General features: G+C 72.2%; 25 protein-coding genes and 1 pseudogene. 16 read left to right on the forward strand and 10 right to left on the reverse strand.

Annotated elements, in window-relative coordinates; all coding sequences use genetic code 11:
* Positions 1 to 221: 221 nt before the first annotated feature.
* The 6 genes from CP982_RS27850 to CP982_RS27875 all read left to right on the forward strand — a co-directional run bounded on the left by CP982_RS27850 (position 222) and on the right by CP982_RS27875 (position 5,830).
* Complete coding sequence (locus tag CP982_RS27850; protein WP_150512978.1) at positions 222 to 1,628, forward strand: family 2B encapsulin nanocompartment shell protein; 1,407 nt, start codon at positions 222 to 224, stop codon at positions 1,626 to 1,628.
* Positions 1,629 to 1,757: 129 nt separating this feature from the next.
* On the forward strand, positions 1,758 to 2,834 hold the full coding sequence (locus CP982_RS27855) for a family 2 encapsulin nanocompartment cargo protein polyprenyl transferase (protein ID WP_150512979.1): 1,077 nt from the start codon (positions 1,758 to 1,760) through the stop codon (positions 2,832 to 2,834).
* 212 nt (positions 2,835 to 3,046) lie between these two features.
* Positions 3,047 to 3,676, forward strand: a complete 630-nt coding sequence (locus CP982_RS27860) for a GNAT family N-acetyltransferase (protein ID WP_150512980.1) — start codon at positions 3,047 to 3,049, stop codon at positions 3,674 to 3,676.
* Between the two features lie 102 nt (positions 3,677 to 3,778).
* Complete coding sequence (locus tag CP982_RS27865; protein ID WP_150512981.1) at positions 3,779 to 4,375, forward strand: dihydrofolate reductase family protein; 597 nt, start codon at positions 3,779 to 3,781, stop codon at positions 4,373 to 4,375.
* A gap of 44 nt (positions 4,376 to 4,419) precedes the next feature.
* Positions 4,420 to 4,746, forward strand: coding sequence for a hypothetical protein (locus CP982_RS27870; protein WP_150512982.1), 327 nt, complete (start codon positions 4,420 to 4,422; stop codon positions 4,744 to 4,746).
* Between the two features lie 112 nt (positions 4,747 to 4,858).
* On the forward strand, positions 4,859 to 5,830 hold the full coding sequence (locus CP982_RS27875; RefSeq protein ID WP_229878496.1) for a hypothetical protein: 972 nt from the start codon (positions 4,859 to 4,861) through the stop codon (positions 5,828 to 5,830).
* Positions 5,831 to 5,852: 22 nt separating this feature from the next.
* Here CP982_RS27875 and CP982_RS27880 read toward each other — a convergent pair whose 3' ends face one another.
* Positions 5,853 to 6,422 carry a CGNR zinc finger domain-containing protein gene (locus CP982_RS27880; RefSeq protein WP_150512983.1) on the reverse strand — a complete coding sequence of 190 codons (570 nt, stop codon included), beginning with the start codon at positions 6,420 to 6,422 and terminating at the stop codon, positions 5,853 to 5,855.
* 25 nt (positions 6,423 to 6,447) lie between these two features.
* Here CP982_RS27880 and CP982_RS27885 point away from each other — a divergent pair, with 25 nt between their 5' ends.
* From CP982_RS27885 to CP982_RS27895, 3 genes are all read left to right on the forward strand, one after another.
* On the forward strand, positions 6,448 to 7,356 hold the full coding sequence (locus CP982_RS27885) for an EamA family transporter (RefSeq protein WP_150512984.1): 909 nt from the start codon (positions 6,448 to 6,450) through the stop codon (positions 7,354 to 7,356).
* Between the two features lie 89 nt (positions 7,357 to 7,445).
* A complete protein-coding gene (locus CP982_RS27890; RefSeq protein ID WP_150515747.1) occupies positions 7,446 to 8,084 on the forward strand; it encodes an HAD-IA family hydrolase in 639 nt (212 codons plus the stop codon).
* A 261-nt stretch (positions 8,085 to 8,345) separates the two neighbouring features.
* The gene (locus tag CP982_RS27895; RefSeq protein ID WP_150512985.1) at positions 8,346 to 9,272 is read left to right on the forward strand and encodes a sigma-70 family RNA polymerase sigma factor; all 927 of its coding nucleotides are present in this window, start codon (positions 8,346 to 8,348) and stop codon (positions 9,270 to 9,272) included.
* Positions 9,273 to 9,294: 22 nt separating this feature from the next.
* Here CP982_RS27895 and CP982_RS27900 read toward each other — a convergent pair.
* Together CP982_RS27900 and sodN are read right to left on the reverse strand one after the other, a co-directional pair.
* A pseudogene (locus CP982_RS27900) lies at positions 9,295 to 10,837 on the reverse strand (GTP-binding protein).
* Between the two features lie 179 nt (positions 10,838 to 11,016).
* Positions 11,017 to 11,412: a superoxide dismutase, Ni gene (sodN, locus tag CP982_RS27905; RefSeq protein ID WP_144320877.1), complete on the reverse strand. Its 396-nt coding sequence runs from the start codon at positions 11,410 to 11,412 to the stop codon at positions 11,017 to 11,019.
* Between the two features lie 142 nt (positions 11,413 to 11,554).
* On the opposite strand from sodN, the gene sodX reads away from it, so the two are divergent.
* Positions 11,555 to 12,016, forward strand: a complete 462-nt coding sequence (gene sodX / locus CP982_RS27910) for a nickel-type superoxide dismutase maturation protease (RefSeq protein ID WP_150512986.1) — start codon at positions 11,555 to 11,557, stop codon at positions 12,014 to 12,016.
* On the opposite strand, the gene CP982_RS27915 is transcribed toward sodX, so the two are convergent.
* Positions 11,920 to 12,549 (reverse strand): CGNR zinc finger domain-containing protein, encoded by a 630-nt coding sequence (locus CP982_RS27915; protein ID WP_150512987.1) that lies wholly within the window; start codon positions 12,547 to 12,549, stop codon positions 11,920 to 11,922. The genes sodX and CP982_RS27915 overlap by 97 nt on opposite strands.
* A 117-nt stretch (positions 12,550 to 12,666) precedes the next feature.
* Here CP982_RS27915 and CP982_RS27920 point away from each other — a divergent pair, with 117 nt between their 5' ends.
* Positions 12,667 to 13,440 (forward strand): class I SAM-dependent methyltransferase, encoded by a 774-nt coding sequence (locus CP982_RS27920; protein ID WP_229878494.1) that lies wholly within the window; start codon positions 12,667 to 12,669, stop codon positions 13,438 to 13,440.
* Between the two features lie 99 nt (positions 13,441 to 13,539).
* On the opposite strand, the gene CP982_RS27925 is transcribed toward CP982_RS27920, so the two are convergent.
* From CP982_RS27925 to CP982_RS27935, 3 genes are all read right to left on the reverse strand, one after another.
* Positions 13,540 to 14,301 carry an amino acid ABC transporter ATP-binding protein gene (locus CP982_RS27925; protein ID WP_150512988.1) on the reverse strand — a complete coding sequence of 254 codons (762 nt, stop codon included), beginning with the start codon at positions 14,299 to 14,301 and terminating at the stop codon, positions 13,540 to 13,542.
* Positions 14,301 to 15,245 (reverse strand): amino acid ABC transporter permease, encoded by a 945-nt coding sequence (locus CP982_RS27930; RefSeq protein WP_150512989.1) that lies wholly within the window; start codon positions 15,243 to 15,245, stop codon positions 14,301 to 14,303. The genes CP982_RS27925 and CP982_RS27930 overlap by 1 nt, the downstream gene beginning before the upstream one ends.
* A 319-nt stretch (positions 15,246 to 15,564) precedes the next feature.
* A complete protein-coding gene (locus CP982_RS27935; RefSeq protein WP_150512990.1) occupies positions 15,565 to 16,530 on the reverse strand; it encodes an ABC transporter substrate-binding protein in 966 nt (321 codons plus the stop codon).
* Positions 16,531 to 17,130: 600 nt separating this feature from the next.
* Here CP982_RS27935 and CP982_RS27940 point away from each other — a divergent pair.
* From CP982_RS27940 to CP982_RS27955, 4 genes are all read left to right on the forward strand, one after another.
* Positions 17,131 to 18,351: an NAD(P)-dependent malic enzyme gene (locus tag CP982_RS27940; RefSeq protein WP_150512991.1), complete on the forward strand. Its 1,221-nt coding sequence runs from the start codon at positions 17,131 to 17,133 to the stop codon at positions 18,349 to 18,351.
* Positions 18,352 to 18,563: 212 nt separating this feature from the next.
* Complete coding sequence (locus CP982_RS27945; protein ID WP_150512992.1) at positions 18,564 to 19,526, forward strand: zinc-binding dehydrogenase; 963 nt, start codon at positions 18,564 to 18,566, stop codon at positions 19,524 to 19,526.
* A gap of 112 nt (positions 19,527 to 19,638) precedes the next feature.
* A complete protein-coding gene (locus CP982_RS27950; RefSeq protein ID WP_030687611.1) occupies positions 19,639 to 19,848 on the forward strand; it encodes a helix-turn-helix domain-containing protein in 210 nt (69 codons plus the stop codon).
* Entirely contained in the window at positions 19,848 to 20,402 is a 555-nt protein-coding gene (locus CP982_RS27955) for a Clp protease N-terminal domain-containing protein (protein ID WP_150512993.1), read from the forward strand. Before CP982_RS27950 ends, CP982_RS27955 begins: the two co-directional genes overlap by 1 nt.
* 292 nt (positions 20,403 to 20,694) lie before the next feature.
* Here CP982_RS27955 and CP982_RS27960 read toward each other — a convergent pair whose 3' ends face one another.
* Positions 20,695 to 21,924 (reverse strand): PadR family transcriptional regulator, encoded by a 1,230-nt coding sequence (locus CP982_RS27960; protein WP_150512994.1) that lies wholly within the window; start codon positions 21,922 to 21,924, stop codon positions 20,695 to 20,697.
* 1 nt (position 21,925) lies between these two features.
* The gene (locus CP982_RS27965; protein WP_150512995.1) at positions 21,926 to 22,891 is read right to left on the reverse strand and encodes a DUF4097 family beta strand repeat-containing protein; all 966 of its coding nucleotides are present in this window, start codon (positions 22,889 to 22,891) and stop codon (positions 21,926 to 21,928) included.
* 195 nt (positions 22,892 to 23,086) lie between these two features.
* Here CP982_RS27965 and CP982_RS27970 point away from each other — a divergent pair, with 195 nt between their 5' ends.
* A complete protein-coding gene (locus CP982_RS27970; RefSeq protein ID WP_150512996.1) occupies positions 23,087 to 23,938 on the forward strand; it encodes a serine/threonine-protein kinase in 852 nt (283 codons plus the stop codon).
* Positions 23,939 to 24,011: 73 nt separating this feature from the next.
* Here CP982_RS27970 and CP982_RS27975 read toward each other — a convergent pair whose 3' ends face one another.
* Positions 24,012 to 24,638 (reverse strand): TetR/AcrR family transcriptional regulator, encoded by a 627-nt coding sequence (locus CP982_RS27975; RefSeq protein WP_150512997.1) that lies wholly within the window; start codon positions 24,636 to 24,638, stop codon positions 24,012 to 24,014.
* Between the last annotated feature and the right edge of the window lie 30 nt (positions 24,639 to 24,668).

Raw genomic sequence — 24,668 nt, forward strand, 5'->3', positions numbered from 1 at the left:
GCGCATCAGGCGGCCGCCGCAGGCACATCCGGGGTGGGCCGAACGGGTGATGCGCGCCCCGCCCTCGACCTTGGACGAACGTACGAAGGATCGCGCCTGGTAAACGGCAGCGTGCCCCGTCCGCCCCGATCCATTCCCGCTCATTTGTGTAATGGCGCCCGTACTCACCGTGCTGAAAGGCTGACGAACGCAGCCAGCACATGATCGGGAGGGCATTGTCCATGTCGGTAGGCGAAGAGATCCGTACGGACGAAGGCAGGCCGCAGCAGAGTCTCGGCACCTCTGCCGCGCGGAATCTGGCCACCACCACCAAGTCCGCGCCGCAGATGCAGGAGATCAGCTCGCGCTGGCTGCTGCGGATGCTGCCCTGGGTCCAGGTGCAGGGCGGCACGTACCGAGTGAACCGCAGGACGAGTTACTCGGTCGGTGACGGCCGGGTCACGTTCATCAAGACCGGGGACCGTGTGGAGGTCATCCCCGCCGAGCTCGGCGAGCTGCCGGTACTGCGGGATTTCGAGGACCAGGACGTGCTCGCGGAGCTTGCGCAGCGCTGCCAGCAGCGGGAGTTCGAGGCGGGCTCGGTGCTCGCGTCCTTCGGCAGCCAGGCGGACGAGGTGTTCCTGCTGGCCCACGGCCGGGTCGAGCAGATCGGCACCGGCCCCTACGGCGACGACACGGTCCTCGGCACCCTCGCGGACGGCGCGTACTTCGGGGAGCAGGCGCTGATCGACCCGGAGACCATCTGGGAGTACACCGTCCGCGCGGTGACCGCGTGCACGGTCCTCGCGCTCCCACGCCAGGACCTGGAGCAGGTGGCGGAGCGCTCCGACTCCCTGAGCGCCCATCTCCAGGGACTGCGGTCCATTCCGTCCCAGCGCACGAACACCTATGGCGAAGCAGCCATCGACCTCTCCTCGGGCCACGTCGGCGAGCCCGTACTGCCCGGCACCTACGTGGACTACGAGGCGCGGCCGCGTGAGTACGAACTGAGCGTCGCCCAGACCGTCCTGCGCATCCACACGCGCGTGGCGGACCTCTACAACCAGCCGATGAACCAGACCGAGGAGCAACTGCGCCTCACCGTGGAGGCATTGAAGGAGCGCCAGGAGCACGAGCTCATCAACAACCGCGAGTTCGGGCTGCTCAACAACTGCGAGTACGACCAGCGGATCCAGCCGCACGACGGCGTGCCCAGCCCGGACGACCTGGACGAGCTGCTCAGCCGCAGGCGCGGATCGAAGCTGTTCCTCGCCCACCCGCGCGCGATCGCCGCGTTCGGCCGCGAGTGCAACAAGCGCGGACTCGTTCCGGAGACCATCGACATGTCCGGGCACCGCATCCCCACCTGGCGCGGTGTGCCGATTTTCCCGTGCAACAAGATCCCGGTGACCGAGGAGCGCACGTCCTCGATCATCTGCATGCGTACGGGTGAGGACGAGCAGGGCGTCATCGGTCTGCACCAGGCGGGCCTCCCGGACGAGATCGAGCCCAGCCTGTCCGTGCGCTTCATGGGCATCAGCGAGCAGGCGATCATCTCCTACCTGGTCTCGACGTACTACTCGGCGGCCGTCCTGGTTCCCGATGCCCTCGGCATCCTGGAGAACGTCGAGATCGGCCGCTGGAGGTGACCCGCCGCCCCTGCCCGTGGCGACAGCACCGCCGTCCGTGTCCCTTGCAGCGGCGCCGGGCGCACCCTTCTTGTACGCGCCCGGGGACCAAGGATCGGCCACCGTCCGCCTCCACGCCGGAGTAGGTCCATGACGGACACCACGGACGTGACGGACCGTGTGCGGGCCCCCAGGGGTCACGGTCCTCCGGAGGGGTGCGAGGCGGCGGACATCCTCGCGGCGGCGCGCCGCCGCGTCGACCCGGAGCTGCGCCGGGCCGTCGATTCGCTGCCGGGGTCGATGCGCCGCGTCGCGCTCTACCACTTCGGCTGGGAGCGCGCGGACGGCACGCCCGCGGCGGGGAGCGCGGGCAAGGCCATCAGGCCCGCGCTCGTCCTGACGGCGGTGCGGGCGCTCGGCGGCGACCCGCGCGCGGCCGTCCGGGCGGCGGCGGCCGTGGAGTTGACCCACGACTTCACGCTGCTGCACGACGACGTCATGGACCGGGACACCACCCGCAGGCACCGGCCCACCGCGTGGACCGTGTTCGGCGACGCCGACGCGATCCTCGCGGGGGACGCGCTCCAGGCCCTGGCGCAGCGGCTGCTCGCCGAGGACCCCCACCCGGGGGCCGCGGTGGCGGCCGCCCGCCTGGCCGCCTGCGTCGTGGAACTGTGCGCCGGGCAGCAGGTGGACTGCACCCTGGAGCGGCGCGCCCCCGGTGAGGTCTCGCTCGACGAGTGCCTCGCCATGGCCGAGGCCAAGACCGGAGCGCTCCTCGGCTGCGCGTGCGCGATCGGGGCCGTGTACGCGGGCGCCGGGGCGGAGACCGCCGACGCCCTCGACGGGTTCGGCAGACAGGCGGGGCTCGCTTTCCAGCTCATCGACGACGTGATCGGGATCTGGGGGGATCCCGTGCGGACGGGCAAGCCGGTGTGGGCGGACCTCGCGGCCCGGAAGAAGTCGCTGCCGGTGGTCGCCGCGCTCGCCTCCGGCACCCCGGACGGGGCCGCTCTGGCCGCGCTGTACGGCCGTAGGGCCGAGGCGGGCGATCTGGAGCGGATGGCCCACGCGGTCGAGGGCGCCGGAGGGCGGGACTGGGCGCAGACGCAGGCCGCCGACCGGATGTCCCGGGCCTTGCAGGAGCTTGCCCGCGCGGTGCCGGACCCCGAGCGGGCGGGGGGCCTGCTGGCGCTCGCGGAGTACGTCACCCGCCGTACCCACTGACGACCGGCCCGAGGGGGGTGCCCGGTGGGTGGGGGCTCGTCGTGCCGCCTCGTGCGGTCGGCGGCCGCCATCCACCGGGCGTTCGGGAGGCCGCTCCGCCTTCTCGCCGCCCCGTGCCCGGTGGCGTGCCGCTCCGTCGCCACGTACGAATCGATCACTTAGGCTGCAACCGGCGCAGCGGGGGGAGGAGTTGACGGTGAAGGAGTGGGGACGTGGGAGTGGCGATACGGAGAGCGACCGAGAGTGACCGGGCGGATGTCGTCCGGCTCATGAACGAGTCGTTCCACCGGGACCCCGTGAGCAGCTGGTTGTTCCCGGACGAGGAGCGCCGGCGGCGCAGGCACGGCGCGCTGATGGGCGCCTTCCTCGATCTCGCGTTCGCGGAGGGGTACGTCGACATCGCCGAGGACGGGTCCGCGGTGGCGCTGTGGTGGTCGGTGCCCGCGGGCGCGGAACACGCGGACGGCGCGCCCGAGGACGGGCCCGCGCAGCTCCGGGAGGCCGTCGACCCGGACAACGAACGGGTCGAGGTGATCGGCCAGTTGACGTCCGAGATCCACCCGACCGACCGGCCGCACCAGTATCTGCACATGATCGCCGTGCGGCCCGACCGGCAGGGGCAGGGGCTCGGCACGGCGCTCGTCAACGCCGTCCTGGAGCGATGCGACCGCGACGGCCTGCACGCGTATCTGGAGGCGAGCAACGCGCGCAGCCGTGAGCTGTATCTGCGCCTCGGCTTCACCGACCTGGGGCAGGCTCTCGACCTTCCCGACGGGCCCACGATGTGGCCCATGTGGCGCGAGCCGCGGCTCGGCCGAACCGGAGCTTCATCGAGCCGTTGAAGCCACTGTGCCTGAAGCACTACAAAGGGAGTAGCTCGTGGGGAGACTGCGGAAGCGGCCCGCCGTGAGCGCTCACCCGTCGCCTTGGGGGAAGGTTCCAGCTTGCGCAAGCTCACTTACTTCGTCGCCGTCTCGATCGACGGGTTCATCGGTGACCCGAGCGGAGACGCCAACTCCTACATGGCGTACGTGGACGAGGAGTTCCTGGAGTTCCTCAAGACGGAGTACCCGGAGACGATCTCCGTCGCCGGACGCCGCATCCTTGGCTTCGACGGCGCGCCGAACCGGAGGTTCGACACCGTCATCCAGGGCATGAACACCTACCAGGTCGGCCTGGACGAGGGCATTCCCAGCCCGTACGCGCACCTGCGCGAGTACGTCGCCTCGCGCGGCCTCGGTACGGCGCCCGACCCGAAGGTCCAGGTCATCGCCGACGACCTCGTCGGCAAGGTGCGCGAACTCAAGGCCGAGGACAGTGACCTCGACATCTGGCTGTGCGGGGGCGCGCAGCTCGCGGGCGTGCTGCGCGACGAGATCGACGAGCTCGTGCTCAAGACGTATCCGGTGCTGCTCGGCTCCGGCATGCCGATGTTCGCGGGCGTGGAGTCCGCCGTCAGCGGCTTCACACTGACCTCGTCCCGGGTCTTCGGCAACGGAGTCGTCGTACGGAACTACGCGCGGCAGTCCGCAAACGGGTGACGCTTGGGCTGTGCGGCTCTCATAAACCGCCATATCCTGGGTTTATGGGCACTGATGGGAGCCGGTCCGTCCCCCGTCCCGAGGGCGAGCACGCATGCCCGAGCTGCGGACGGCTGGTCGGCACGGCCATCAAGCGACGCAAGGTGCTCGGGGCGTACGTTCCCGTCTGGGGACCGGCCCCGTGCCGCAACCCCGCGTGTGACGCGTGCGTCACCGAGGAGGAGTCCGGGGGCGGGGGCCGCCGCGGCCACAAGGGCCGACGGCGGGGCGCCCACCAGCAGCAGAAGGGGCGCCCTCAGACGCCCGCGCCCGGCCCCGCCGAGGCCGACACCAAATCCGTCGTGGAGCCGGAGCGGGACCCCGGCGCCTGAGTCGCCGATCGCCGTGCGGCGGCCGGGACTCCGGTCGTACCGTCGGTGCGTCATGCCCCAACTGACCTGCGTGGACGGCTGATTGTCAGTGGGTGCCGATAAGGTCCCGGGCATGAAGGTGATGTGGGGGAAACGGTGGGCTGCCGCGGCGGTGGTGGCGGTGGTGGCGCTTGCCGGGTGCGGGTCCGAGGGCGGCGGCTCGGCCGGTGGCGCGCGTGCTTCCGGGGTGCCCGAGGTCGACACGGAGCATGACCTTCCGGAACTTCCGCTGGATCGCTACGAGTTCGGTCGGCGTGACTACGACCGGCAGGAGGCCGCCACCCTGCGCCTCACCCAGGCCTGCATGAAGTCCTATGGCTTCACCGACTTCCCCCTGCGCTGGCGCGAGCGCGACACCACCATGAGCAACGTCGCCATCGGGACGATGATCTCGACCACGCTCACCGGCACGCTCGACCTCGACCAGGCCCGGCGGGTGGGGTACGGCGTGGACAGTGACGCCGTGAAGGAGTACCGCGAGCGGCGCTTCTCGAAGGGCCGCCTGGTCACGCGGGACGAGTCCGCAGTGCTGCGCGGCGTGGACAAGGCCTTGCACGGCAGCTCGAAGGTCAACGGCCGCGAGGTTCCGGACGGCGGCTGCTCCCAGCGCGGGGCGCGCCAGTTGTGGGCCGACGTCAAGGACGAGCCGCGCATGACCGGATACGTCGCCGAGCGCCGCGCGGTCCTCGACAAGGCCGTCGCCAAGGACCGGCGAATGCGGCGCGCCCTCGACGCGTGGGCCGACTGCGTGGAGGGCAAGGGCTTCAAGCGTTACGCGAGCCCGGAGGCCGCCTTCCTGGACAAGGCGTGGCGGCGCGCCGGCGACGGCCGGACCGCGCGCACGGGCCGGGAGCGCGGCACCGCCGTCGCCGACATCGAGTGCAAGCGCGAGCACAACACGGTCGGCGTGTGGTGGACCGTGGCCGCCAAGAAGCAGCGGTACGACATATCCCGGCACCAGGCGTCGTACGACGCGGTCCGCGCCGACCTGGAGCGAGTGCGGGCGGTGGTGCGCCGGGCACTCGCCCAGCGGCCGTCTGCCTGACGGCCTTGCGCGGGGCGGCCGTTCACCGGGGGCGGCGTGCCCGGTGCCTGGCCACCGCGTCGTTGTTGGCGCAGCGCACCGAGCAGTAGGCGCGGCGGCCCGCGCGCGAGGTGTCCACGAAGGCGCGGCCGCAGGCGGCGCGGGCGCAGCGGCCCAGGCGGCGGGCGTCGGCGTGGCACACGATGTACGCGAGCCCGGCCGCCGTCAGGGCGCGCACGTGGGCCGCCGGGTCGGCGCCGGGCGCGCTGTAGTGGAAGTGCGGGGTGCCGTCGTGCAGGGCGATGTACGGGCGGCTCGACGCGTCGTCGAGCAGCCGGTTGATGCGGGCACAGCGCTCCGCCAGGTCCTGCGGGCCGAAGCAGTCGGCGAGGCGGCGGGCCCAGGCGCGGACGTCCCGCCGCTGCGCGGGGGCGAGCGCGTGCTCCACGACACCGTGCGCGGCGAGCAGGGCCGACGGGTCGGCCGCCCCGGTCGCGCAGGCCGCGCTGTCCGGGTCCGTGTCGTTCGGGTCCGTGCCGTCCGGGCCCGCGTAGGCGTTCACCAGGTCCGCCGCGAGCAGTGCCGCCTCGCCTCCGTAATGGTTGAAATGCATAAGGGCATGACATCACGCTGGGCCCATGGGGAACACTCGCGCCGCGCGCGGCGCCCTCGGCCTGGTGTTCGCGCAGGTGGTCAGCCTGCAAGCGGGCGCGGCGGTCGCGAAGGCCGCGTACGCGCACGTCAGCCCGACCGCCCTCGCGGGCATGCGGCTCGGGTTCGCGGCCCTCGTCCTGTGGTGTGTGGTGCGGCCGCGGCTCGGGCGGTTCACGGCCGAGCGGTGGCGGGCCGCCGTGGGGCTCGGCGTGGTGCTCGCGGCCATGAACACGGCGTACTTCCAGGCCATCGGCGAGCTGCCGCTCGGGGTCGCCGCCACCCTCGAACTGCTCGGGCCCCTCCTGCTCGCCCTCGCGCTCTCGCGCAGCCCGGCGCAGCTCTGCGCGGGGTTCCTCGCCCTCGCGGGGGTGCTGCTGCTCGCGGCGCCGGGCGGGGCGCTGCCGGTCGCGGGGCTCGCGCTCGGCGCGCTCGCCGCGGTCTGCCGGGCCGCGTACGTGGTGCTCAACCGGCGGGTGGGGCGGCTCTTTCCGGACTGGTCCGGGCTCACGGTCGCGCTGGCCGTGGGCGCGGTGCTCCTCGTGCCGGTCGCGGCCGCGACCGACGGCGCGGCCGTCGCCCGGCACCCGGCCGTCCTCGGCACCGGCCTCCTCGTCGCGCTCCTGTCGTCCCTGATCCCGTACTCACTGGACCTGCTCGCCCTGCGCCGCGTCGGGGTCCGCGCCTTCGGGGTGCTGCTGGCGCTCGGGCCCGCGGTCGGCGCGGCGGTCGGGTTCGCCGCGCTCGGCGAGCAGCTGAACGTACGGCAGTGCGGAGCGGTGGCACTCGTGGTGGCGGCCTGCGCGTGGGCGGTGTGGTCGGGGAACGCCGCCGGGACCGAGGACGGCACCGCCAAGGCGGAGGCCCACGCTGCCGGGGGCGGCGGGGCGGTGTAGTGCCTCACCGCCCGGTGGGCTCATGTGCATGATGGGCCCATGACCCGACTCGAAGGCCTCATCCGGTGACCGACGCCCAGGCAGACCTCATGCGCCCGGCGGCCGCCGCGGAGCCACGCCCCTTCGACGCCGTTCTCACCGACCTCGACGGCGTCATCCGCTTCTACGACATGTCCGGCCTCACGGAGCTGGAGCGCGCGGCCGGACTGCCCGAGGGGGCCACCGCCGAGATCGCCTTCGCGCCCGAGACCGATCTGCCGCTGATGCTCGGCAGGATCGGCAAGGACGAGTGGGTGGCGGCGATCGCCGAAGGGCTCGCCGTGCGCCGGGGGCTCGACGCGGCGCGCGGCCGTGAACTGGGGCTCGCACTGGCCGAGTCGGGGTTCTGGGCCGACCAGACGGTCGTCGATCTGCTGCGCCGCGCCCGTGCCCACGTACCGGTGTCGATCGTCACCAACGCCACGCCCTGGCTGGACGAGGACCTGGCGCGGCTCGGCCTCACCTCCCTGGTGGACGACGTGGTCGGCAGCGCCGCGCTGGGCCTGGCCAAGCCCGACCGGCGGATCTACGAACTGGCCGCCGAGCGCTTGGGAGCCGCCGTCACACGCTGTCTGTTCGTGGACGACCGCGAGGAGAACGTGGCCGCGGCGACCGCGCTCGGGATGCGGGGCGTGCTGTACCGGGGGCCGGACGACCTGCGCGCGGCCCTGGCGCCCCTGTTCGGCTGACCGGGGCGGGGCGCGGGGCAGCGCGGACGGCCCCTCCGTCACCGGGCCGGTCCGCCGGCCGCCCGGCCCGGGTGCTGCACAAGCACGGTCATCTGTCTGTCCTCCACGTCACACGCCCGTCCATGTCACATTCGCGCGAGGACGGATACCGTGGACGTACCGCTTCGTGATCTTCTGTTCGGCGCCGCAGCGCGGCGGGTGACGCACCGCCGTTCTCGGTGTGTCACCGCACTGACGGATCGCGACGAAGGAATGTGACAGATGGACGGAAGAGATCTCCTCGCGGAGCGCTTCGAGGAGCACCGGCCCCACCTGAAGGCGGTCGCGTACCGCATGTTGGGCTCCCTGAGCGAGGCCGAGGACGCCGTCCAGGAGAGCTGGCTCAAGCTCAGCCGCGCCGACAGCGAGGCCGTGCGGAACCTGGGCGGCTGGCTGACGACCGTCGTGGGCCGCATCTGCCTGGACCTGCTGCGCTCCCGCCAGCAGCGCGGCGAGCAGTCGCTCGACGTGCCCGCCACCTATGTGCCCGACCCGCAGGTCAGCGCGCTGCCCGGCCGCAGCGGGACGGCCGACCCCGAAGAGGCGGCGCTGCTCACCGACTCGGTGGGCCTCGCCCTGCTCGTCGTTCTCGACACGCTCGGCCCCGCCGAGCGCCTCGCGTTCGTCCTGCACGACATGTTCGCCGTGCCGTTCGAGGACATCGCGCCGATCGTGGAGCGGGCCCCGGCCGCGACCCGGCAGCTGGCGAGCCGCGCCCGCCGCCGGGTGCGGGACGCGGCGCCGGTGCCGGACCCGGACCGGGCCAGGCAGCGCGAGGTCGTCGAGGCGTTCCTCGCGGCGGCGCGCGGCGGCGAGTTCGACGCGCTGCTCGAACTCCTCGACCCGGACGTGGTGCTGCGGGCCGACGGCGGCGAGGTCGCGGGCCTCTCGCGCCTGGTGCGGGGCGCCCAGGAGGTGGTGGCGGGGGCGCGCTCGTTCGCCACGGTCGCGCTCTCGACGCACCTGGTGCTCGTCAACGGCAGGGTGGGGCAGATGGCGGTGGTGAACGGAAAGCCGTTCTCCGTCGGCGAGTTCACCGTGCGCGACGGCCGGATCGTCGAGATCAACATCCTGGCGGACCACGACCGGCTCGCCGCGCTCCTGGACGCCGACACGCTCGCTGCCGTCACCGGGGAGGCCACGGACTGACGGCAGCCGGGAGCCCACTGCCTCAGCCCACCCGGGTGCGCCGCGTGACCCGCTGCACGTACTCCTTCCGGTCCAGCGGATTGTGGTCCGTGCGCGGGCGCGCGGGCGGCACCCCGCGCACCGGCTCGTAGCGCTCGACGGCGGACTCCACCTCGCCCTCGCCGCACGTGAGGCCGGGCAGCAGCTGCCCGAGCTCGTGCACGCGCGCGGCCGGGATCAGGCCGTCGAGCACGTACGCCGAGCCGTGCGCCACCGGTGCGTCCGGCACCGCGCCGAGGCGTCCGATGACGGGCAGCTGGGTGCCGAACACCTCGGCGGGGACGGTCAGCCGGAACCGGTGCACCGGCTCGTGCACCCGTGTGCCCGCCGCCCGCAGCGCGTCCATGAGGACGAGCGGTGTAAGGAGGCGGAAGTCCCCTGCCGTGCTCGACATGCTCTTGTCGAAGACCGCGTGCGCGTGGCTCTGGGGCGGCCAGTACCCGCAGCGCGTCAGGGTGACGAGGAAGTCGGAGACCTCCCAGCCGCGCAGGCCCTGGAGCAGCGTCTCCCGCACGGTCTCCTCGATCGCCGCGAAGAACGCGTACGGCATCGAGCCCAGCTCGACGCCGAGCCGGAACGCGACGCCGGAGCCCGGTGGCGCGGGCTCCACGCGCAGCCCCGCCGTGGCGAGGAACGGGTTGGGGTCCGTGTCGATCACCTCGACGTGCGCGCCGGTGCCGACGACCCGCTCCACGCACAGGGCCGTGGTCTCGCGGAAGTCGACGCCGACGCCGAACTCCTCGGCGAGCGTGGCCTCGATGACCTCCTTCTGGACCTCGCCGTACAGCTTGACGGAGACCTCCTGCCGCAGGCCGATCAGCGGATCCTGCTCGGCTAGCCGGGTGAGTGCGGCGTGCAGCGCGCCCCTGGTCGCCCGGCCGACGCGGCTCGACGACGGTTTCGAGGGTGGGCGGCGCGAAGTGCCGCCGCGGCGCGCGCCGTTCCGGTAGGTCATGCACGTCGCCGAGCACGTCCCCGATCCGTACGTCGCCGAGGCCCCGGAGGCGGGCGATCTGCCCGGCGACGACGGCCTCGCGGCGCACGGCCATGCCCTGCTCGAAGACGCTGGCCGCGGGGACCTTGCCGGGCTCGGCGCGGCCGCCGAACGGCACCCGGTCGCGCACCCGCAGCGTGCCGGAGTACAGGCGCGCGTACGTGAGGGCGGTGCGGTCGTCCGTGACGTACGCGGCGAGCAGCGCGTCGTCCCGCTCGGCGAGGGACTCGGTGAGGCGGGCGCGGAAAGAGGCGTCGTCCGGCGCGTACGGGACGGCCCGCGCGCCCCGCGTACCGGGGGAGCGGACCGCGCCGAGGGCGACGGCTCCCGGGGGCAGTTTTCGGCCGATCTCGGCGAGTACGCGCTCGCCGTCGGCGCCCCGGCGGTCGACCTTGTTGACGAAGGCGAGCGTGAGGAGCGTGCTGCCGTCGTCGACGCTGCCGAGCTCGTCGACGACACCGGCGCGGTGCAGGAGCCGCTCGGTCAGGCTGGTCCTACCGGCGTCTACGTGCGCCAGGACTCCCAGGTTCAGCGTGTGTGCGGGGGTGTGCGACGGCACAGGGCGTCATGTCCTCGTGATGGGGTCGGTTCCTTCCTGGTGGGACATGGGCGTCCGGCGCATCCGGGGTCTCCATGGGGCCGCCGGTATGACGAAGGGGCCCGTACGGATCGCTCCGTACGGGCCCCTCCGCGGTGTGAACCGCCCTGGGATCAGGCCTTCTTGGTCTCCCAGAAGATGCGGTCGATCTCGGCGATGAGCTCAAGGGCCTTCTCGCCGGTCTTCGGGTCCGTCGAGCCCTTGGCGGCCGACAGGGCCTTCAGGGTGTCGTTGACCAGTACGTGCAGCTGCGGGTACTTCTCGAAGTGCGGCGGCTTGAAGTAGTCGCTCCACAGCACCGAGACGTGGTGCTTGGCGAGCTCGGCGCGCTGCTCCTTGATGACCGTGGCGCGGGCCTGGAAGTGCGGGTCGTCGTTCGCGGCCATCTTCTCCTGCACGGCCTTGACCGACTCCGCCTCGATGCGGGCCTGGGCCGGGTCGTACACGCCGCAAGGCAGGTCGCAGTGGGCGCTGGCCTTGACCTTGGGGGCAAACAGGCGGGAAAGCATTGAGCTGTCCTCCTCGTGATCGTCTTCTCAGGTGGGACATTACTCCGTGAGAGACGTGATTTCGCGAGTGCCCCCATGGGCTTAGGTCAAAAGTCCAGGGTCACACTGGAACTGGTGGAGGATTGGACCGGGAGGTTGTCTGATGCCGGAAATGACGGCAGACGGGCGGGAGACACGCGTGCCGTTCCAGTTGATCGAGGTCGACGGTCCGTCGATGGTGCCCACGCTGAATCCGGGGGACTGGATGCTGGTGCAGCACGGCGCGCGGGTGCGGCCCGGCGACGTGGTGATCCTGCGGCACCCGCTGCAACAGGACCTGTTGGTGGTCAAGCGCGCGGTCGAGCGGCGGGACGGCGGCTGGTGGGTCCTCGGCGACAATCCATACAACACGGGCGGTGACAGCAACGTCTACGGCGTGGTGCCGGAGGACCTCGTGCTCGCCCGGGTGCGGGGGCGCTTCCGGCCGCTCGGCAGATTCCGCCAGGAGCGTGAGGCGCTGGGGCGGCGTCAGCTGTCCCTGACGGCGCTGGTCTCCTGGACCTTCTCCGCCGTGCGCCCCGTGCTCGCCGACCGCTCGCTCTCCAAGCGCTTGCGCGCGCGGTAGGCCGCCACGTTCGCCCGGGTCGCGCAGCGGTCGGAGCAGTAGCGCCGGGAGCGGTTGGTCGAGGTGTCCAGATAGGCGTTGCGGCACGGCGCCGCCTCGCACAGGCCGAGCCGGTCCACGCCGTGCTCGGTGAGGTGGAAGGCGAGGCCCATGGCCGCGATCGCCGCGTACCCGGCGGTGGCGTTCGACGGGTGGTCGGCCAGGTGCATGTGCCACAACGGACGGCCGTCGTCGTCGCGGTAGTCGTGGCCGGAGATCTGCGGACTCACCGGGAACTCCAGGAGCAGCGAGTTCAGCAGGTCCACGGCGAGGGTCTCGTCGCCGCCGTCCGCCGCCTCGAAGACCGCCCTGAGCCGCCCCCGGACCGAGCGGAAGCGCGTCACGTCCGAGTCCGTGGCGCGCCGGCCCGCCTGCTGGTTGGCCCCGAACAGCTCGCGGACCGCCTCGACCGACGTCAGCGTGTCCCTGTTGCGCTCCGGCTCCTCGGTGTTGACCAGACGTACGGCATAGTCCGAGTAATAGGCCAGTTCCACTTGTAGTCCTTACCGGGGCGGGCTATCTTCGTCTGCGGGCGTGGTAACAGTCGCTTTTCCATCGCGGGTGTTACCTGTCGAGGTTAATCGAGGGTAGTACGGGACGGAGGGCTTCCGGTGACGGAAACGGCTAGCGGTACGGGATTCGGAACCGACTGGCGCGCCTGGCAGGAGAGCTGGGACCGGCAGCAGGAGTGGTACATGCCGGACCGCGAGGAGCGGTTCCGCGTCATGCTCGACATGGTCGAGGCCCTGGTCGGCCCGGAGCCCCGCGTCCTGGACCTCGCGTGCGGCACGGGCACCATCACGGCCCGGCTCCTGGCGCGGTTCCCCAAGGCCACCAGCGTCGGCGTCGACCTCGACCCGGCCCTGCTCGCCATCGCCGAGGGCACCTTCGCGGACGACGACCGGGTCACGTTCGTGACCGCGGACCTGAAGGACCCGGCCTGGGCGTCGCAGCTCCCGCACGACTCCTACGACGCGGTGCTCACGGCCACTGCCCTGCACTGGCTCTTCAGCGAACCGCTGGCCGCGCTCTACCACCGGCTCGGCGGCCTCGTCCGCGACGGCGGCGTCTTCCTCAACGCCGACCACATGCCCGACCCGACGACGCCGCGCCTCAACGCCGCCGACCGCGAGCAGCGGCACGCCCGCCAGGCCGCGGCCCGGGCCGCGGGCGTCCTGGACTGGGCGGACTGGTGGGCGCTCGCCGCGCAGGACCCGGTGCTCGCCGGGCCCACGGCCAAGCGCTTCGAGATCTACGGCGAGCACGCGGACGGCGACACCCCGCCCGCCGAGTGGCACGCCCGCACCCTGCGCGAGGCGGGCTTCGCGGAGGCCCGCACGGTGTGGTCGTCGCCGTCGGACGCGATGGTCCTGGGGCTGAAGTAGGGACTTCCCCGCGCACGGCAGCAAGGGGCGGCCCGGATCCTGGAGGATCCGGACCGCCCCTTCCGCGACTCCGCGGGCCCGTGCGGCACCCCGCGAGTGTTACAGGACCTTCGACAGGAACGACTTCGTCCGGTCGTGCTGCGGGTTCGTCAGGACGTCCCTCGGGTTCCCGGACTCGACCACCACGCCGCCGTCCATGAAGACGAGGCTGTCGCCGACCTCGCGCGCGAAGCCCATCTCGTGCGTGACGACGATCATCGTCATGCCGGACTCGGCGAGGTCGCGCATCACGTCGAGCACGTCACCGACGAGCTCCGGGTCGAGCGCCGACGTCGGCTCGTCGAACAGCATCAGCTTCGGGTCCATCGCCAGGGCGCGCGCGATGGCCACGCGCTGCTGCTGGCCGCCGGAGAGCTGCGAGGGGTAGTTCTTCGCCTTGTCGGCGAGCCCGACCCGCTCCAGGAGCTGCCCCGCGCGCTCCCGCGCCGCCGCCCTGGGCTGGCCCTTGACCTGGACCGGCGCCTCCATGACGTTCTCCAGGGCCGTCATGTGCGGGAAGAGGTTGAAGCGCTGGAAGACCATGCCGATGTCCCGGCGCTTCATGGCGACTTCGCTGTCCTTGAGCTCGTACAGCTTGTCGCCCTTCTGCCGGTAGCCGACCAGCTCCCCGTCGACGTAGAGACGACCGGCGTTGATCTTCTCCAGGTGGTTGATGCAGCGCAGGAACGTCGACTTGCCGGAGCCGGAGGGGCCGATGAGGCAGAACACCTCGCCGGACTTGACCTCCAGGTCGATGCCCTTGAGGACTTCTACGTGGCCGAACGACTTGTGGACGTTCTCGGCCTTCACCATGGCGGTCATCAGCGCACTCCCGAACGGTTGCCCAGCGACAGCATGTTCGCCTTGATCTTCTGCCAGGGGGTGTCCGGCAGGCTGCGCGAGGAGCCGCGCGCGTAGTACCGCTCCAGGTAGAACTGACCGACGCTGAGGATCGACGTCATGATCAGGTACCAGGTGGCGGCGAGGAGCAGGGCCTCGACGGTGGCGCCCGATGAGGTGCCGATGTCCTGGGCGTACTTGAGGAGCTCGTAGTACTGGACGGCCGCCACCAGGGAGGTCGTCTTCAGCATGTTGATGACCTCGTTGCCCGTCGGCGGCACGATCACGCGCATCGCCTGCGGGATGACGATGCGCCGCAGCGTCTTGCCGTGGCTCATGCCGAGCGCCTGCGAGGCCTCCGTCTGGCCCTCGTCGACCGAGAGCAGACCGGCGCGGCAGATCTCCGCCATGTACGCGGCCTCGTTCAGGCCGAGGCCGAGCAGCGCCGTCAGGAACGGCGTCATGAAGTCCGACCACTCGTCCTGGTAGATCGGCCCGAGGTTGATGTACTCGAAGACGAAGCCCAGGTTGAACCAGACGAAGAGCTGGACCAGGACCGGCGTACCGCGGAAGAACCAGATGTAGAACCACGCGATCGACGAGGTCACCGGGTTCTTCGACAGGCGCATCACCGAGAGGACGACACCGCCCACGACACCGATGAGCATCGAGAGGACCGTGAGGATCAGGGTCTCGCGGACACCCTTGAGGATGCGCTCGTCGAAGAAGTTGTCGGGGATGGCGTCCCAGTTGATGTCGCCCTGGGAGAAGGCGTAGATGATCGCGCCGAGTACGCCGAGGGCGAGCACGCCGGCCACGTAGCGGCCGTAGTGCCGCACGGGGACGGCCTTGATGGCTTCCGGGGCCGAGCGTGGCGGCTCGTCCTTGGGGCCGGGCGAGCCCGACTTGGTGATGTCCGTTGTCACGGGTGGTGCCTTTCAGCGACGAGGTGTGACGAGGGGTGCGGCAGGACGCGGGCCTGCCGGGGGCCTTCGGTGGCTTCGGGGCCTTTGAGCTCTCGGGGCCTCGGGGATTTGGGGCCTCGGGCTCTTGGGGCCGCCGTCGGGGTGCCGACGGCCCGCCGCGGGTCCGGCGGTGGCGCGGACCCTCCGGCCGGTGGCCCGGGCCCGCCGACCGGTGGTCGTGGGCCCGGGCGGGGCCTGCCGAAGGGGGGCCGTGGGCCCGAGCGGGAGCTGCCGTGGCGTGGCCGTGGCCGCCGATGGGGCGCGGCGTCCGGTCAGGCGCTCACTTGCCGCCGTTGACCTTGGCTTCCTTGACCGCGCCGGCCTCGACGCCCCACTCCTTGATGATCTTCTCGTACTGGCCGTTCGCGATGATCGCGTCGAGCGCGGCCTTGATCGCGTCGCGCAGCTTGGTGTTCTCCTTGGAGATCGCGATGCCGTACGGGGCCGCTTCCACCTGGTCGCCCACGAGCTGGAAGTCCTTGCCGCCGCCGGAGGTCTTCACCGCGTACGCGGCGACCGGGAAGTCCGACGAGCCCGCGTCCGCGCCGCCCGAGCGCAGCCGGGTCTGGGCCTGCTGGTCGTTGTCGAAGGACTCGATGGAGATCTTCTTGCCGCCCTTGCACTTCTTCGACTCGGCCTTGGCCATGTCGTGCGAGACGGTGCCGCGCTGGACGACGATCTTCTTGCCGCACAGGTCGGACCAGGTCTTGATGCCCTGGTCCTCGCCCTTCTTGGTGTAGATCGAGACGCCCGCGGTGAAGTAGTCGACGAAGTCGACGCCCTTGCCGACCTTCTTGCCGGTCTCCTCGTCGATGCCCTCCTGGCGGTTCTTGGTGTCCGTCATCGCCGACATCGCGATGTCGTACCGCTTGGAGCGCAGACCGCCGAGCAGGGTGTCGAAGGTTCCGTTGTCGAACTCGAACTCCACGCCGAGCTGCTTGCCCATGGCCTCGGCGATGTCGGGGTCGATGCCGACCGTGTCGCCGTTCTTGTCCTTGAACTCGACCGGCGGGTAGGCGATGTCCGAGCCCACCTTGATGACGCCCTTGTTGCGGACGTTCGTGGGGAGCATGTCGGAGAGCGGCGCGTCGACGACCTTCTTGCCGCCGTCGCCCTTCTTGTTGTCCCGCTGGTCGCCGCAGCCGGTCAGGAGCAGCGAGCCGGCGACCGCGATCGCGCCGACAGCGACGATCCGGGACTTCGCGGACTTCGCGGCGGTCGTGCGACAAGTGGTGCCTGCGGTCATAGGGGTCCTCCGGCGGATGGGGAGTAGCCATGGGTCTGACATGGGGTTGTGCACACACCGTCGTGCACACACCTTCGGGTGTCGCGACCTCGTGTGATGGTGCATCTTGCCATTCGGACCGTCCGATTCTGGGGGCCGGAGATGTCAAAATCGGATAACGGGCGATCCGGGGGCCACAACAGGCCGGTACGCCTTGCTCATTGACGGGGTGGGGCGAAGTGGTGGCAACCACGGGATAACCACCCAATCTCGCTATGTGGACCCGCCGAACGGACCTTTGTCTCATATAGGGATAAATCCCCGACCTCCGTCGGCCCGTCCCGGGCCCGAAACCCGCCGTTCACATGGGGCTGCGACAGATATGGCTCGTCGGCGGCAGGAAGCATCCGGTAGAAAAGACGGTTACACCCCTCATCCGGGGCCAGGGCGCGTGTGCGGCGCGCCCGCGCGTCCGTTACGTACCTCCCGTACCGCTCCGCCGACAGGCGGAGGGTCACGGGCCGCAAGGCCCGAGGCCTCAGCACGGACGCGGTTCCCGCCCCACTTCTCCACCAGGAAGTGGTCCACCCTCAACCATGAACACTTAAGGGGTCAGAAACAGTGGCAGCGGAGATCGTCAATCCTCGCAGCGACAGCGGTACGAGTACCGGTCACGAAGGCGCCGAAGAGCCCTTCGATCCGGCCTTCGCCCTGCATCGTGGCGGCAAGATGGCCGTGCAGGCCACCGTCCCGGTACGGGACAAGGACGACCTGTCCCTCGCGTACACGCCCGGCGTGGCGAAAGTGTGCAGCGCCATCGCCGAGCAGCCGGACCTCGTCCACGACTACACCTGGAAGTCGAACGTCGTCGCCGTCGTCACCGACGGCACGGCCGTGCTCGGCCTCGGGGACATCGGGGCGGAGGCCTCCCTTCCGGTGATGGAGGGCAAGGCCATCCTCTTCAAGCAGTTCGGCGGCGTCGACGCCGTGCCGATCGCCCTCGGCACCACCGACACGGACGAGATCATCGAGACCGTGGTGCGGCTCGCCCCCTCCTTCGGCGGGGTGAACCTGGAGGACATCTCCGCGCCGCGCTGCTTCGAGATCGAGCGGCGGCTGCAGGAGCGCCTCGACATCCCGGTCTTCCACGACGACCAGCACGGCACGGCGGTCGTCACCCTCGCCGCGCTGCGCAACGCGGCGCGGCTCACCGACCGGACGCTCGGCGACCTGCGCGCCGTGATCTCCGGCGCGGGCGCGGCGGGCGTCGCCATCGCGAAGTTCCTCCTGGAGGCCGGGCTCGGTGACGTGGCGGTCGCGGACCGCAAGGGCATCGTCAGCCGGGACCGGGACGACCTCACCCCGGTCAAGCGCGAGCTCGCGGAGCTCACGAACAAGGCGGGTCTGAGCGGCTCCCTGGAGAGCGCGCTCGCCGGTGCGGACGTGTTCATCGGCGTGTCCGGCGGTACGGTCCCCGAGGCCGCGGTGGCCTCGATGGCGCCGAACTCGTTCGTGTTCGCCATGGCCAACCCGAACCCCGAGGTGCACCCGGACATCGCCCACAAGTACGCCGCCGTGGTGGCGACGGGCCGTTCTGACTACCCGAACCAGATCAACAACGTCCTCGCCTTCCCCGGCATCTTCGCGGGCGCGCTCCAGGTGCGGGCCTCCCGCATCACCGAGGGCATGAAGATCGCGGCCGCCGACGCCCTCGCCGGTGTGGTCGGGGACGAGCTCTCCGCCGCGTATGTGATCCCGTCCCCGTTCGACGAGCGGGTGGCGCCCGCGGTCACCGCCGCGGTCGCCGCGGCGGCCCGGGCCGAAGGGGTCGCCCGCCGCTGACGGGAGGGTTCCGGGTCCCGCCTCGCCGGGGCCTCATCTCGCCCGGGCTCCGCCCCGCCCAGGCCCCATCTCGCCCCGGCGGGGTGGGGCCTGGCGGTTTCTGCTCGCCGCGGGGGCGCGCTGTCAGTCCGGGCTGCGGCCCCCGGGGCGCGGCGCGGGTCACACCTTCGGGCCGTTCCTAAGGGCCAGGGAGCGGGACTACGGTCGGCGCCATGTTCGCTGCCTACGCCGCCCGCATCGACCCCGCGCACCCCCTCAACGGCCTTGAGGTGGGTGACCGACCCGCCCCCGAGCCCCGCCCCGGCTGGTCCACCGTGAACGTGAAGGCCGCCTCCCTCAACCACCACGACCTGTGGTCCCTGCGCGGAGTCGGCCTCGACGAGGACAAGCTCCCGATGATCCTCGGCTGTGACGCCGCCGGGGTCGACGAGGACGGCAACGAAGTCGTCCTGCACTCCGTCATCGGCCAGTCCGGCTACGGCGTCGGCCCCCACGAGCGCCGCACCATCCTCACCGAGAAGTACCAGGGCACCTTCGCCGAGCAGGTCTCCGTGCCCACCTGGAACGTCCTGCCCAAGCCCGCCGGGCTCTCCTTCGCCGAGGCCGCCTGCCTGCCCACGGCCTGGCTCACCGCGTATCGCATGCTGTTCACCAACGCGGGCGTACGCCCCGGCGACTCGGTCCTCGTCCAGGGCGCGGGCGGCGGCGTCGCGACCGCCGCGATCGTGCTCGGCAGGGCGGCGGGCCTCAAGGTCTTCGCCACCAGCCGTGACGAGGCCAAGCGGAAGCGGGCCGTCGAGCTGGGCGCGGTGGACGCGCTGCCCGCGGGCGCGCGGCTCCCGCACCGGGTCGACGCGGTGATCGAGACGGTCGGCGCCGCCACCTGGTCGCACTCCATCAAGGCGCTCCGGCCCGGCGGCACGCTGGTCATCTCCGGCGCCACCAGCGGCGACCGCCCCTCGCACGCCGAGCTGACCCGCGTCTTCTTCCTGGAGCTGCGGATCGTCGGCTCCACGATGGGCACGAAGGACGAGCTCGAAGACCTCCTCGCGTTCTGCGCGAACACCGGGGTACGCCCTGTCGTCGACGAGGTCCTGCCGCTGGACCGCGCGCGGGAGGGCTTCGAGCGCCTGGAGGCGGGGGACCAGTTCGGCAAGATCGTGCTGACGGTCTGAGCCTTCTGGGGCCCTCCCCTCCAGCGGTCGGAGCACCGCGGAAGCCTCCCTCACCCGCCTTCTTGTCAACCAGGGTTGACGCGAGGGCGGGTGTCAACCTACGTTGACATGTATGACCGAAGCAACGGATCTCGCCGAGCGCGCGGGCGACCGCGATCCCCGGGTGGGGCTGCGTGCCGTCACGGCGCTGCGGCGCCTCGTGGAGCAGCTCGAAGCCGTCCAGGTGCGCAGCGCCCGCCAGCAGGGCTGGTCGTGGCAGGAGATCGCCGCCGAGCTCGGCGTGAGCAGGCAGGCCGTGCACAAGAAATACGGGAGGCAGTGATGTTCGAGCGGTTCACGAGCAACGGCCGGGCTGTGGTGACCGGCGCGGTCGAGCACGCCGAGCGGGTGGGCGCCGACTCCGTCGACGACGGTCATCTCCTGCTGGCCCTGCTCGACCGGCAGGGCAGCCGCGCCTCCTTCGCCCTGGCGGCGCTGGGGGCCGACCGGCGGCGCGAGGAGATCGCCGATGCGCTGGCCGAGGCCCGCCGCCGCGGCGGTCTCACCCAGGCGGACACCGAGGCCCTGGCCGGGCTCGGCATCGATGTCGAGGAGATCGTCGCCCGTGTCGAGGAGACCCATGGGGCGGGCGCCCTGGCGGGTGCCGGGGCGGGCCGCGGGCGCAAGGGGCTCGGCTCCTGGTTCGGCCACCGCCCCTTCACCCGGGAGGCCAAGGACGTGCTGGTGCGGGCCCTGCGGATCGCCACCGCGCGACGGGAACGCACTGTCGGTGACGAGCACATCCTGCTCGCCTTGACGACCCGGCCCGGCATCGTGGCGGAGGTGCTCGGTGACCGGGGGGTGACGCGGGAGGCGTTGGACCGGGTGCTTGCGTAGGCAGCCGGGGCTGGGCGGGCCGGTCGGGTGCCCTCCGGGTCCTGGGTCTGACTGCCCTGCTGTCCTGCTGTCCTGCTGTCCTGCTGTCCTGCTGCCCTGCTGTCCTGAGGTCCGGCTGTGCTGATGTCGGGTCGGGCCGATGTCTGGCTGGTCTGATGCCTGGCTGGTCCGGTGCCCAGCCGCCCTGACGCCGGGCCAGCCCGATGCTCGGCTGCTCCGATGGCTGGTCGGTCCGATGCCCGGCCGGCCCGGAGCCCGGCGTGGCTCCGGGCTCCGGCGTGGCCGTCGTCCGTCAGGGCTTGGGCATGCGCAGTATCGCCGTCACATGGGCCGCCGTCTCCGACAGGTGGCGGCGGGCCTCGCGGAGCTGCTCCGGGGAGACGCCGTGGTCACGGGCCGCGTCGCGGACGTCGTCACGGAGGCGGTCGAGGAGCCGCTCCAGATCGCGCGCGGGATCTCCGCCCGTCGCCTCCTCCTGGGCCCAGTCCGGCAGGTACTCCACCGGCACCTGGTCGCGCGGCGGTGCGAACACGGGGCCCGGCGCGGCAGCCTTGTCTGTGCTGGAGGCCTTGCTCGTGTCGGAGGCCTTGCCCGTGTGGGGGGTCTCGCTCGCGCCGGAGGGCTTCCCGGTGTCGGAGGCCGCGTCGGGCGCGGATGCCGCGTCCCCTCCGGAGGCCGCGTCCCGCTCGGGCCTCACATCGTGCTCGGTGCCCTTGGCCCGCTTGCGGTCCGTGTCGCCGAAGCCGAAGTCCACGAAGTCCTTGCCGAACCCCCTGCCGAATTCACCGACCTCCTTGGCCAGCTCGGCGAGCCCTTCCCGCACCCCTGTCGGCCAGTCGCCGCGCGCGAAGTGGTCCTGCACATGCTCCTGCACCCGCTGGGCCATGCGCTGCCACTCCTCCCGCGCCTCCTCCTGCGCCTGCTCCCGCGCGTCCCGGGCCTGGCGGCGGGCCCGCTGGGCCTCCTCGCGGGCGCGGCGGCTCTCGTCCTTCGCGCGCCGAGCCTGCTCCTTCCACTCCTGCCGGGCCCGCCGGACCTCTTCCTTCGCCTGGCGCCAGCCCTCGCTGTCCGTCCAGGAACCGTCGAGGAAGTCGCCGAGACCCGAGTGGCTCCCCGTGCCGCTCCTGCCCGCCGTCCGGGCCTGCTGGGCCGCTGCCCGCATCTCGCGCCGCAGCTCGCCCGCCGCGCCCTGCACGCCGTCGCGGATCTCGGCGGCCAGCTCGGCGACCGACTCGCGGATCTCCAGCTCCAGGTCGGCCAGCTCGCCGCTGCGGCTGGCCAGCTCGGCACGGCCCGCGTCCGTGATCGAGTAGACCTTGCGGCCGCCTTCCGTGGTGTGGGTGACCAGGCCCTCCGCCTCCAGCTTGGCCAGGCGGGGATAGACGGTGCCCGCCGATGGCGCGTAAAGACCCTGGAAGCGCTCCTCCAGGAGGCGGATCACCTCGTAGCCGTGGCGCGGGGCCTCGTCCAGGAGCTTGAGCAGGTACAGGCGCAGACGGCCGTGGGCGAACACGGGGGGCATCTCAGAGCACCTTCTTGTCGGTCGGGGCGTCGGCGGCGGTGTCCGCCTCCGGGGCGCCGGTCGGGGTCTCGGTCACGGCGTCGGCCGGGGGAGCCGGGGACGGGGCGTCCGCCGGGGCGGAGTCCCGCGCGGGCTCGTCGGTCTCGTACCGATCTTCCTCTACGTCCGGCTTGCGCAGCAGCGCGATCGAGCCGGTGACCGTCGTCGCCTTGAGCTGGCCGCGGCCGGAGCCGAGCCTGCCCGTGATCTTCTTCGAGCCCCAGAGGCCGCTGATCCTCAGCTCCTCGAAATCGCTGGAGACCGAGCCGCTCGTGGTGTCCGCCTCCACCTGCGCGTGCCCCGGGCGGGGCAGCCGGATGGCGATCTCGCCCGAGACGCTGCTGAGCCCGATGTCGGCCGGACCGCCGACCGGATCCAGGTCCAGGATCATCGAGCCGCTCACCGATTCGGCCCGAACGGAGGACCCCGCTCCGTCGAAGACCGTCAAGTCGCCCGAGACCGAGTTGAACCGCAGCTCCCCGGTGATGCCCTGGGCTTCGACGGCGCCCGAGACCGTCTCGGCGCGGACCGGCCCGGTCAGGCCGACCAGGGTCGTGTCGCCCGTGATGCTCCGCACCTCCGCCCGGCCCTCGACCCCCGTGACCACCGCTCCGGCGCCGACCGCACCCACCTCGACCTGGGTCCCGGCCGGCACGGCGACGGACACCACCGCGCTGCGGCGCGTGCCCTTGGGGATGAGCCACCCGAGAAGGCCTTTCCACGGCAGGTCCTCGTACACGACGGAGAGCGTGTCGTCGGAGTGCGTCACGACGAGCGGGGGGCCCGCGATCTCGGACACCTCCAGCCTGGCTGTGTCGTCGTCCGTGCCCACCACGTTCACCGTGCCGTTCACGACGCGTACGTGCAGGCGCCTCACGGGCGCGTCGAACGTCAGCTTCCTGGGCTCATCGACGGACCACTTCGGCATGGTGACTGACCTCCTTGGGCGGCTCGGACGCAACGCGCCATATCGCATCCTTGACTAGACACGATATATCGTGGATACGGAAAGTCAAGACGTACTTCTTCGCCGGAAACCGGACGTCGCGCTTCATCGAAACCTCGCGCCGCACTCGGCCGGGGGCCGCGCGCCAAACATCATGGTTTGTCCTAGCGTGGGGCCATGTCCTCCGAGTCGACCCCCGCCCCCGCGACGGACTCCGCCGACGCCGCCTCCTCTCCCGGTGCGCTGCTGCTCTGCCGGGCCCGGCCGGACTCCGTCGAGACGGTCGCCCAACTGCTGCGCGAGCGGATGCTGCTCGCGCCCGCGGGCCCGGAGTGGAGCGTGCTGGTGCCCGAGGGCAAGCCGTGGCTGGAGGGCGGGGAGCCGGTCGACAGTGTGCTCGCCGGGTGGGCCACCGCGCTCGCCGTCGGCTCGCCGTGGCCGGTTCTCGCGCTGTGGTGGGACGCCGACCGCTCCGGCTGCACGCTCGCGGCGGGCTTCCGGCGGACGGTCGGGTACGTGTGGCTGGCGAACGGTACCCCGGTCGGCGAGGACGAGGCCATGCGGACGTTCGCCGCCCGGCTCGGCCTCGACCCGGTGCTCGACATGCAGGCCCTGGATCCGCTGACCCGCCCCGACTCGGACGCGGACGCGCGCGCCCGGCTGCGCGGCCTCATCGCGGTCCTCACGCGTGTGGGAGTCGACCTGCCACCGGGCCTGAACCCCGGCGAACCGGCGGACCGGCTACGGGAAGTGGCCCGCGTCCTGGACGGCGTACGGAGCGTCGAGTGGTCGGGCTGGCGCGACGCGGTGCGCGCCGAGCTCGACGCGGTGGAGAGCGGCCCGCTGGGCCCCTGGCTGCGCGGGCCGCGGGCGCGTGCCCTGGCCGGCGGCCAGCTCGCGGCGGGAGTGCCGCTCCTCGCCTGGTCCCTGCGGCGGCGCGGCGGTGGCGGCTGGACGGTGGCGGGCCTCGTCCTCGTGGTGCACGGGGTGCTGGGGTTCGCGTACGACCGGGCGCGGGAGCGGGAGTAGCCGCGCGGGCGCGGGACCGGCCGCCTTCGGTGCCCCGTGCCGTACGTGAGCCCTCGCCGGGCCGCGCCCTCCGTCAGCGCGCCCGCACCGCGTCGAGGACCAGGCCGAGCAGCCGCTCGGGCCGCCGGGGGTCCTCCGGTGCCGATCCGCCCGTGCACGCCGTCGACAGGGCGATGCCGACGACCAGGTGGAGCAGGTCGGAGGGGCTCAGGTCGGGGCGTGCCGCGCCCGTCCGCTGGGCGCGGGTGAGGAGTGCCGCCACGGCGTCGTGAACGCGCTCGTGGCAGTCGATGCCCAGGGCGCCCGACTCCTCCAGCTGTTCGAGCAGCAGGGTGCCGCCGAGCCCCTGGTTCACGCGCGCGTGAACGAGGAACGCGTGCAGCCACTCCGCGAGGGCGTCGTAGGGCGAGTCCGCCGCCAGGAGGTCGTCCGCGCGTCCGCACAGGGTGTCGATGCGGTCCTTCAGGACGGCCGCCAGCAGCTCGGACCGCCCGGAGAAGTTGCGGTACAGCGTGCCGGGTCCGACGCCCGCGCGCCGGGCGATGTCGTTGAGGGACGCCTCGGGCCCCGCTTCCGCGAAGGCCTCCCGGGCGGCCGCGACGATGCGCTCGCGGTTGCGGACGGCGTCCGCGCGCGGGGCGCGGCCGTGCGGCGTGGTGGCGGCCGACTCGGCGGTCGCCCGCCCTGGGGTCTCGGTCATCTCTGCGTTCCAGCGAGGTCGGGGTAGCTG

Origin of the sequence: Streptomyces spectabilis (assembly GCF_008704795.1) — a bacterium.
Lineage (GTDB): Bacteria > Actinomycetota > Actinomycetes > Streptomycetales > Streptomycetaceae > Streptomyces > Streptomyces spectabilis.

What these genes read in the sequence shown, in the direction of transcription:
- CP982_RS27850 (WP_150512978.1), top strand. Translation starts at nt 222, where the DNA reads ATGTCGGTAGGCGAAGAGATCCGTACGGACGAAGGCAGGCCGCAGCAG.
- CP982_RS27855 (WP_150512979.1), top strand. Translation starts at nt 1,758, where the DNA reads ATGACGGACACCACGGACGTGACGGACCGTGTGCGGGCCCCCAGGGGT.
- CP982_RS27870 (WP_150512982.1), top strand. Translation starts at nt 4,420, where the DNA reads ATGGGCACTGATGGGAGCCGGTCCGTCCCCCGTCCCGAGGGCGAGCAC.
- CP982_RS27875 (WP_229878496.1), top strand. Translation starts at nt 4,859, where the DNA reads ATGAAGGTGATGTGGGGGAAACGGTGGGCTGCCGCGGCGGTGGTGGCG.
- CP982_RS27880 (WP_150512983.1), bottom strand. Translation starts at nt 6,422, where the DNA reads ATGCATTTCAACCATTACGGAGGCGAGGCGGCACTGCTCGCGGCGGAC.
- CP982_RS27885 (WP_150512984.1), top strand. Translation starts at nt 6,448, where the DNA reads ATGGGGAACACTCGCGCCGCGCGCGGCGCCCTCGGCCTGGTGTTCGCG.
- CP982_RS27890 (WP_150515747.1), top strand. Translation starts at nt 7,446, where the DNA reads ATGCGCCCGGCGGCCGCCGCGGAGCCACGCCCCTTCGACGCCGTTCTC.
- CP982_RS27895 (WP_150512985.1), top strand. Translation starts at nt 8,346, where the DNA reads ATGGACGGAAGAGATCTCCTCGCGGAGCGCTTCGAGGAGCACCGGCCC.
- sodN (WP_144320877.1), bottom strand. Translation starts at nt 11,412, where the DNA reads ATGCTTTCCCGCCTGTTTGCCCCCAAGGTCAAGGCCAGCGCCCACTGC.
- sodX (WP_150512986.1), top strand. Translation starts at nt 11,555, where the DNA reads ATGCCGGAAATGACGGCAGACGGGCGGGAGACACGCGTGCCGTTCCAG.
- CP982_RS27925 (WP_150512988.1), bottom strand. Translation starts at nt 14,301, where the DNA reads ATGACCGCCATGGTGAAGGCCGAGAACGTCCACAAGTCGTTCGGCCAC.
- CP982_RS27935 (WP_150512990.1), bottom strand. Translation starts at nt 16,530, where the DNA reads ATGACCGCAGGCACCACTTGTCGCACGACCGCCGCGAAGTCCGCGAAG.
- CP982_RS27945 (WP_150512992.1), top strand. Translation starts at nt 18,564, where the DNA reads ATGTTCGCTGCCTACGCCGCCCGCATCGACCCCGCGCACCCCCTCAAC.
- CP982_RS27950 (WP_030687611.1), top strand. Translation starts at nt 19,639, where the DNA reads ATGACCGAAGCAACGGATCTCGCCGAGCGCGCGGGCGACCGCGATCCC.
- CP982_RS27955 (WP_150512993.1), top strand. Translation starts at nt 19,848, where the DNA reads ATGTTCGAGCGGTTCACGAGCAACGGCCGGGCTGTGGTGACCGGCGCG.
- CP982_RS27960 (WP_150512994.1), bottom strand. Translation starts at nt 21,924, where the DNA reads ATGCCCCCCGTGTTCGCCCACGGCCGTCTGCGCCTGTACCTGCTCAAG.
- CP982_RS27965 (WP_150512995.1), bottom strand. Translation starts at nt 22,891, where the DNA reads ATGCCGAAGTGGTCCGTCGATGAGCCCAGGAAGCTGACGTTCGACGCG.
- CP982_RS27970 (WP_150512996.1), top strand. Translation starts at nt 23,087, where the DNA reads ATGTCCTCCGAGTCGACCCCCGCCCCCGCGACGGACTCCGCCGACGCC.
- CP982_RS27975 (WP_150512997.1), bottom strand. Translation starts at nt 24,638, where the DNA reads ATGACCGAGACCCCAGGGCGGGCGACCGCCGAGTCGGCCGCCACCACG.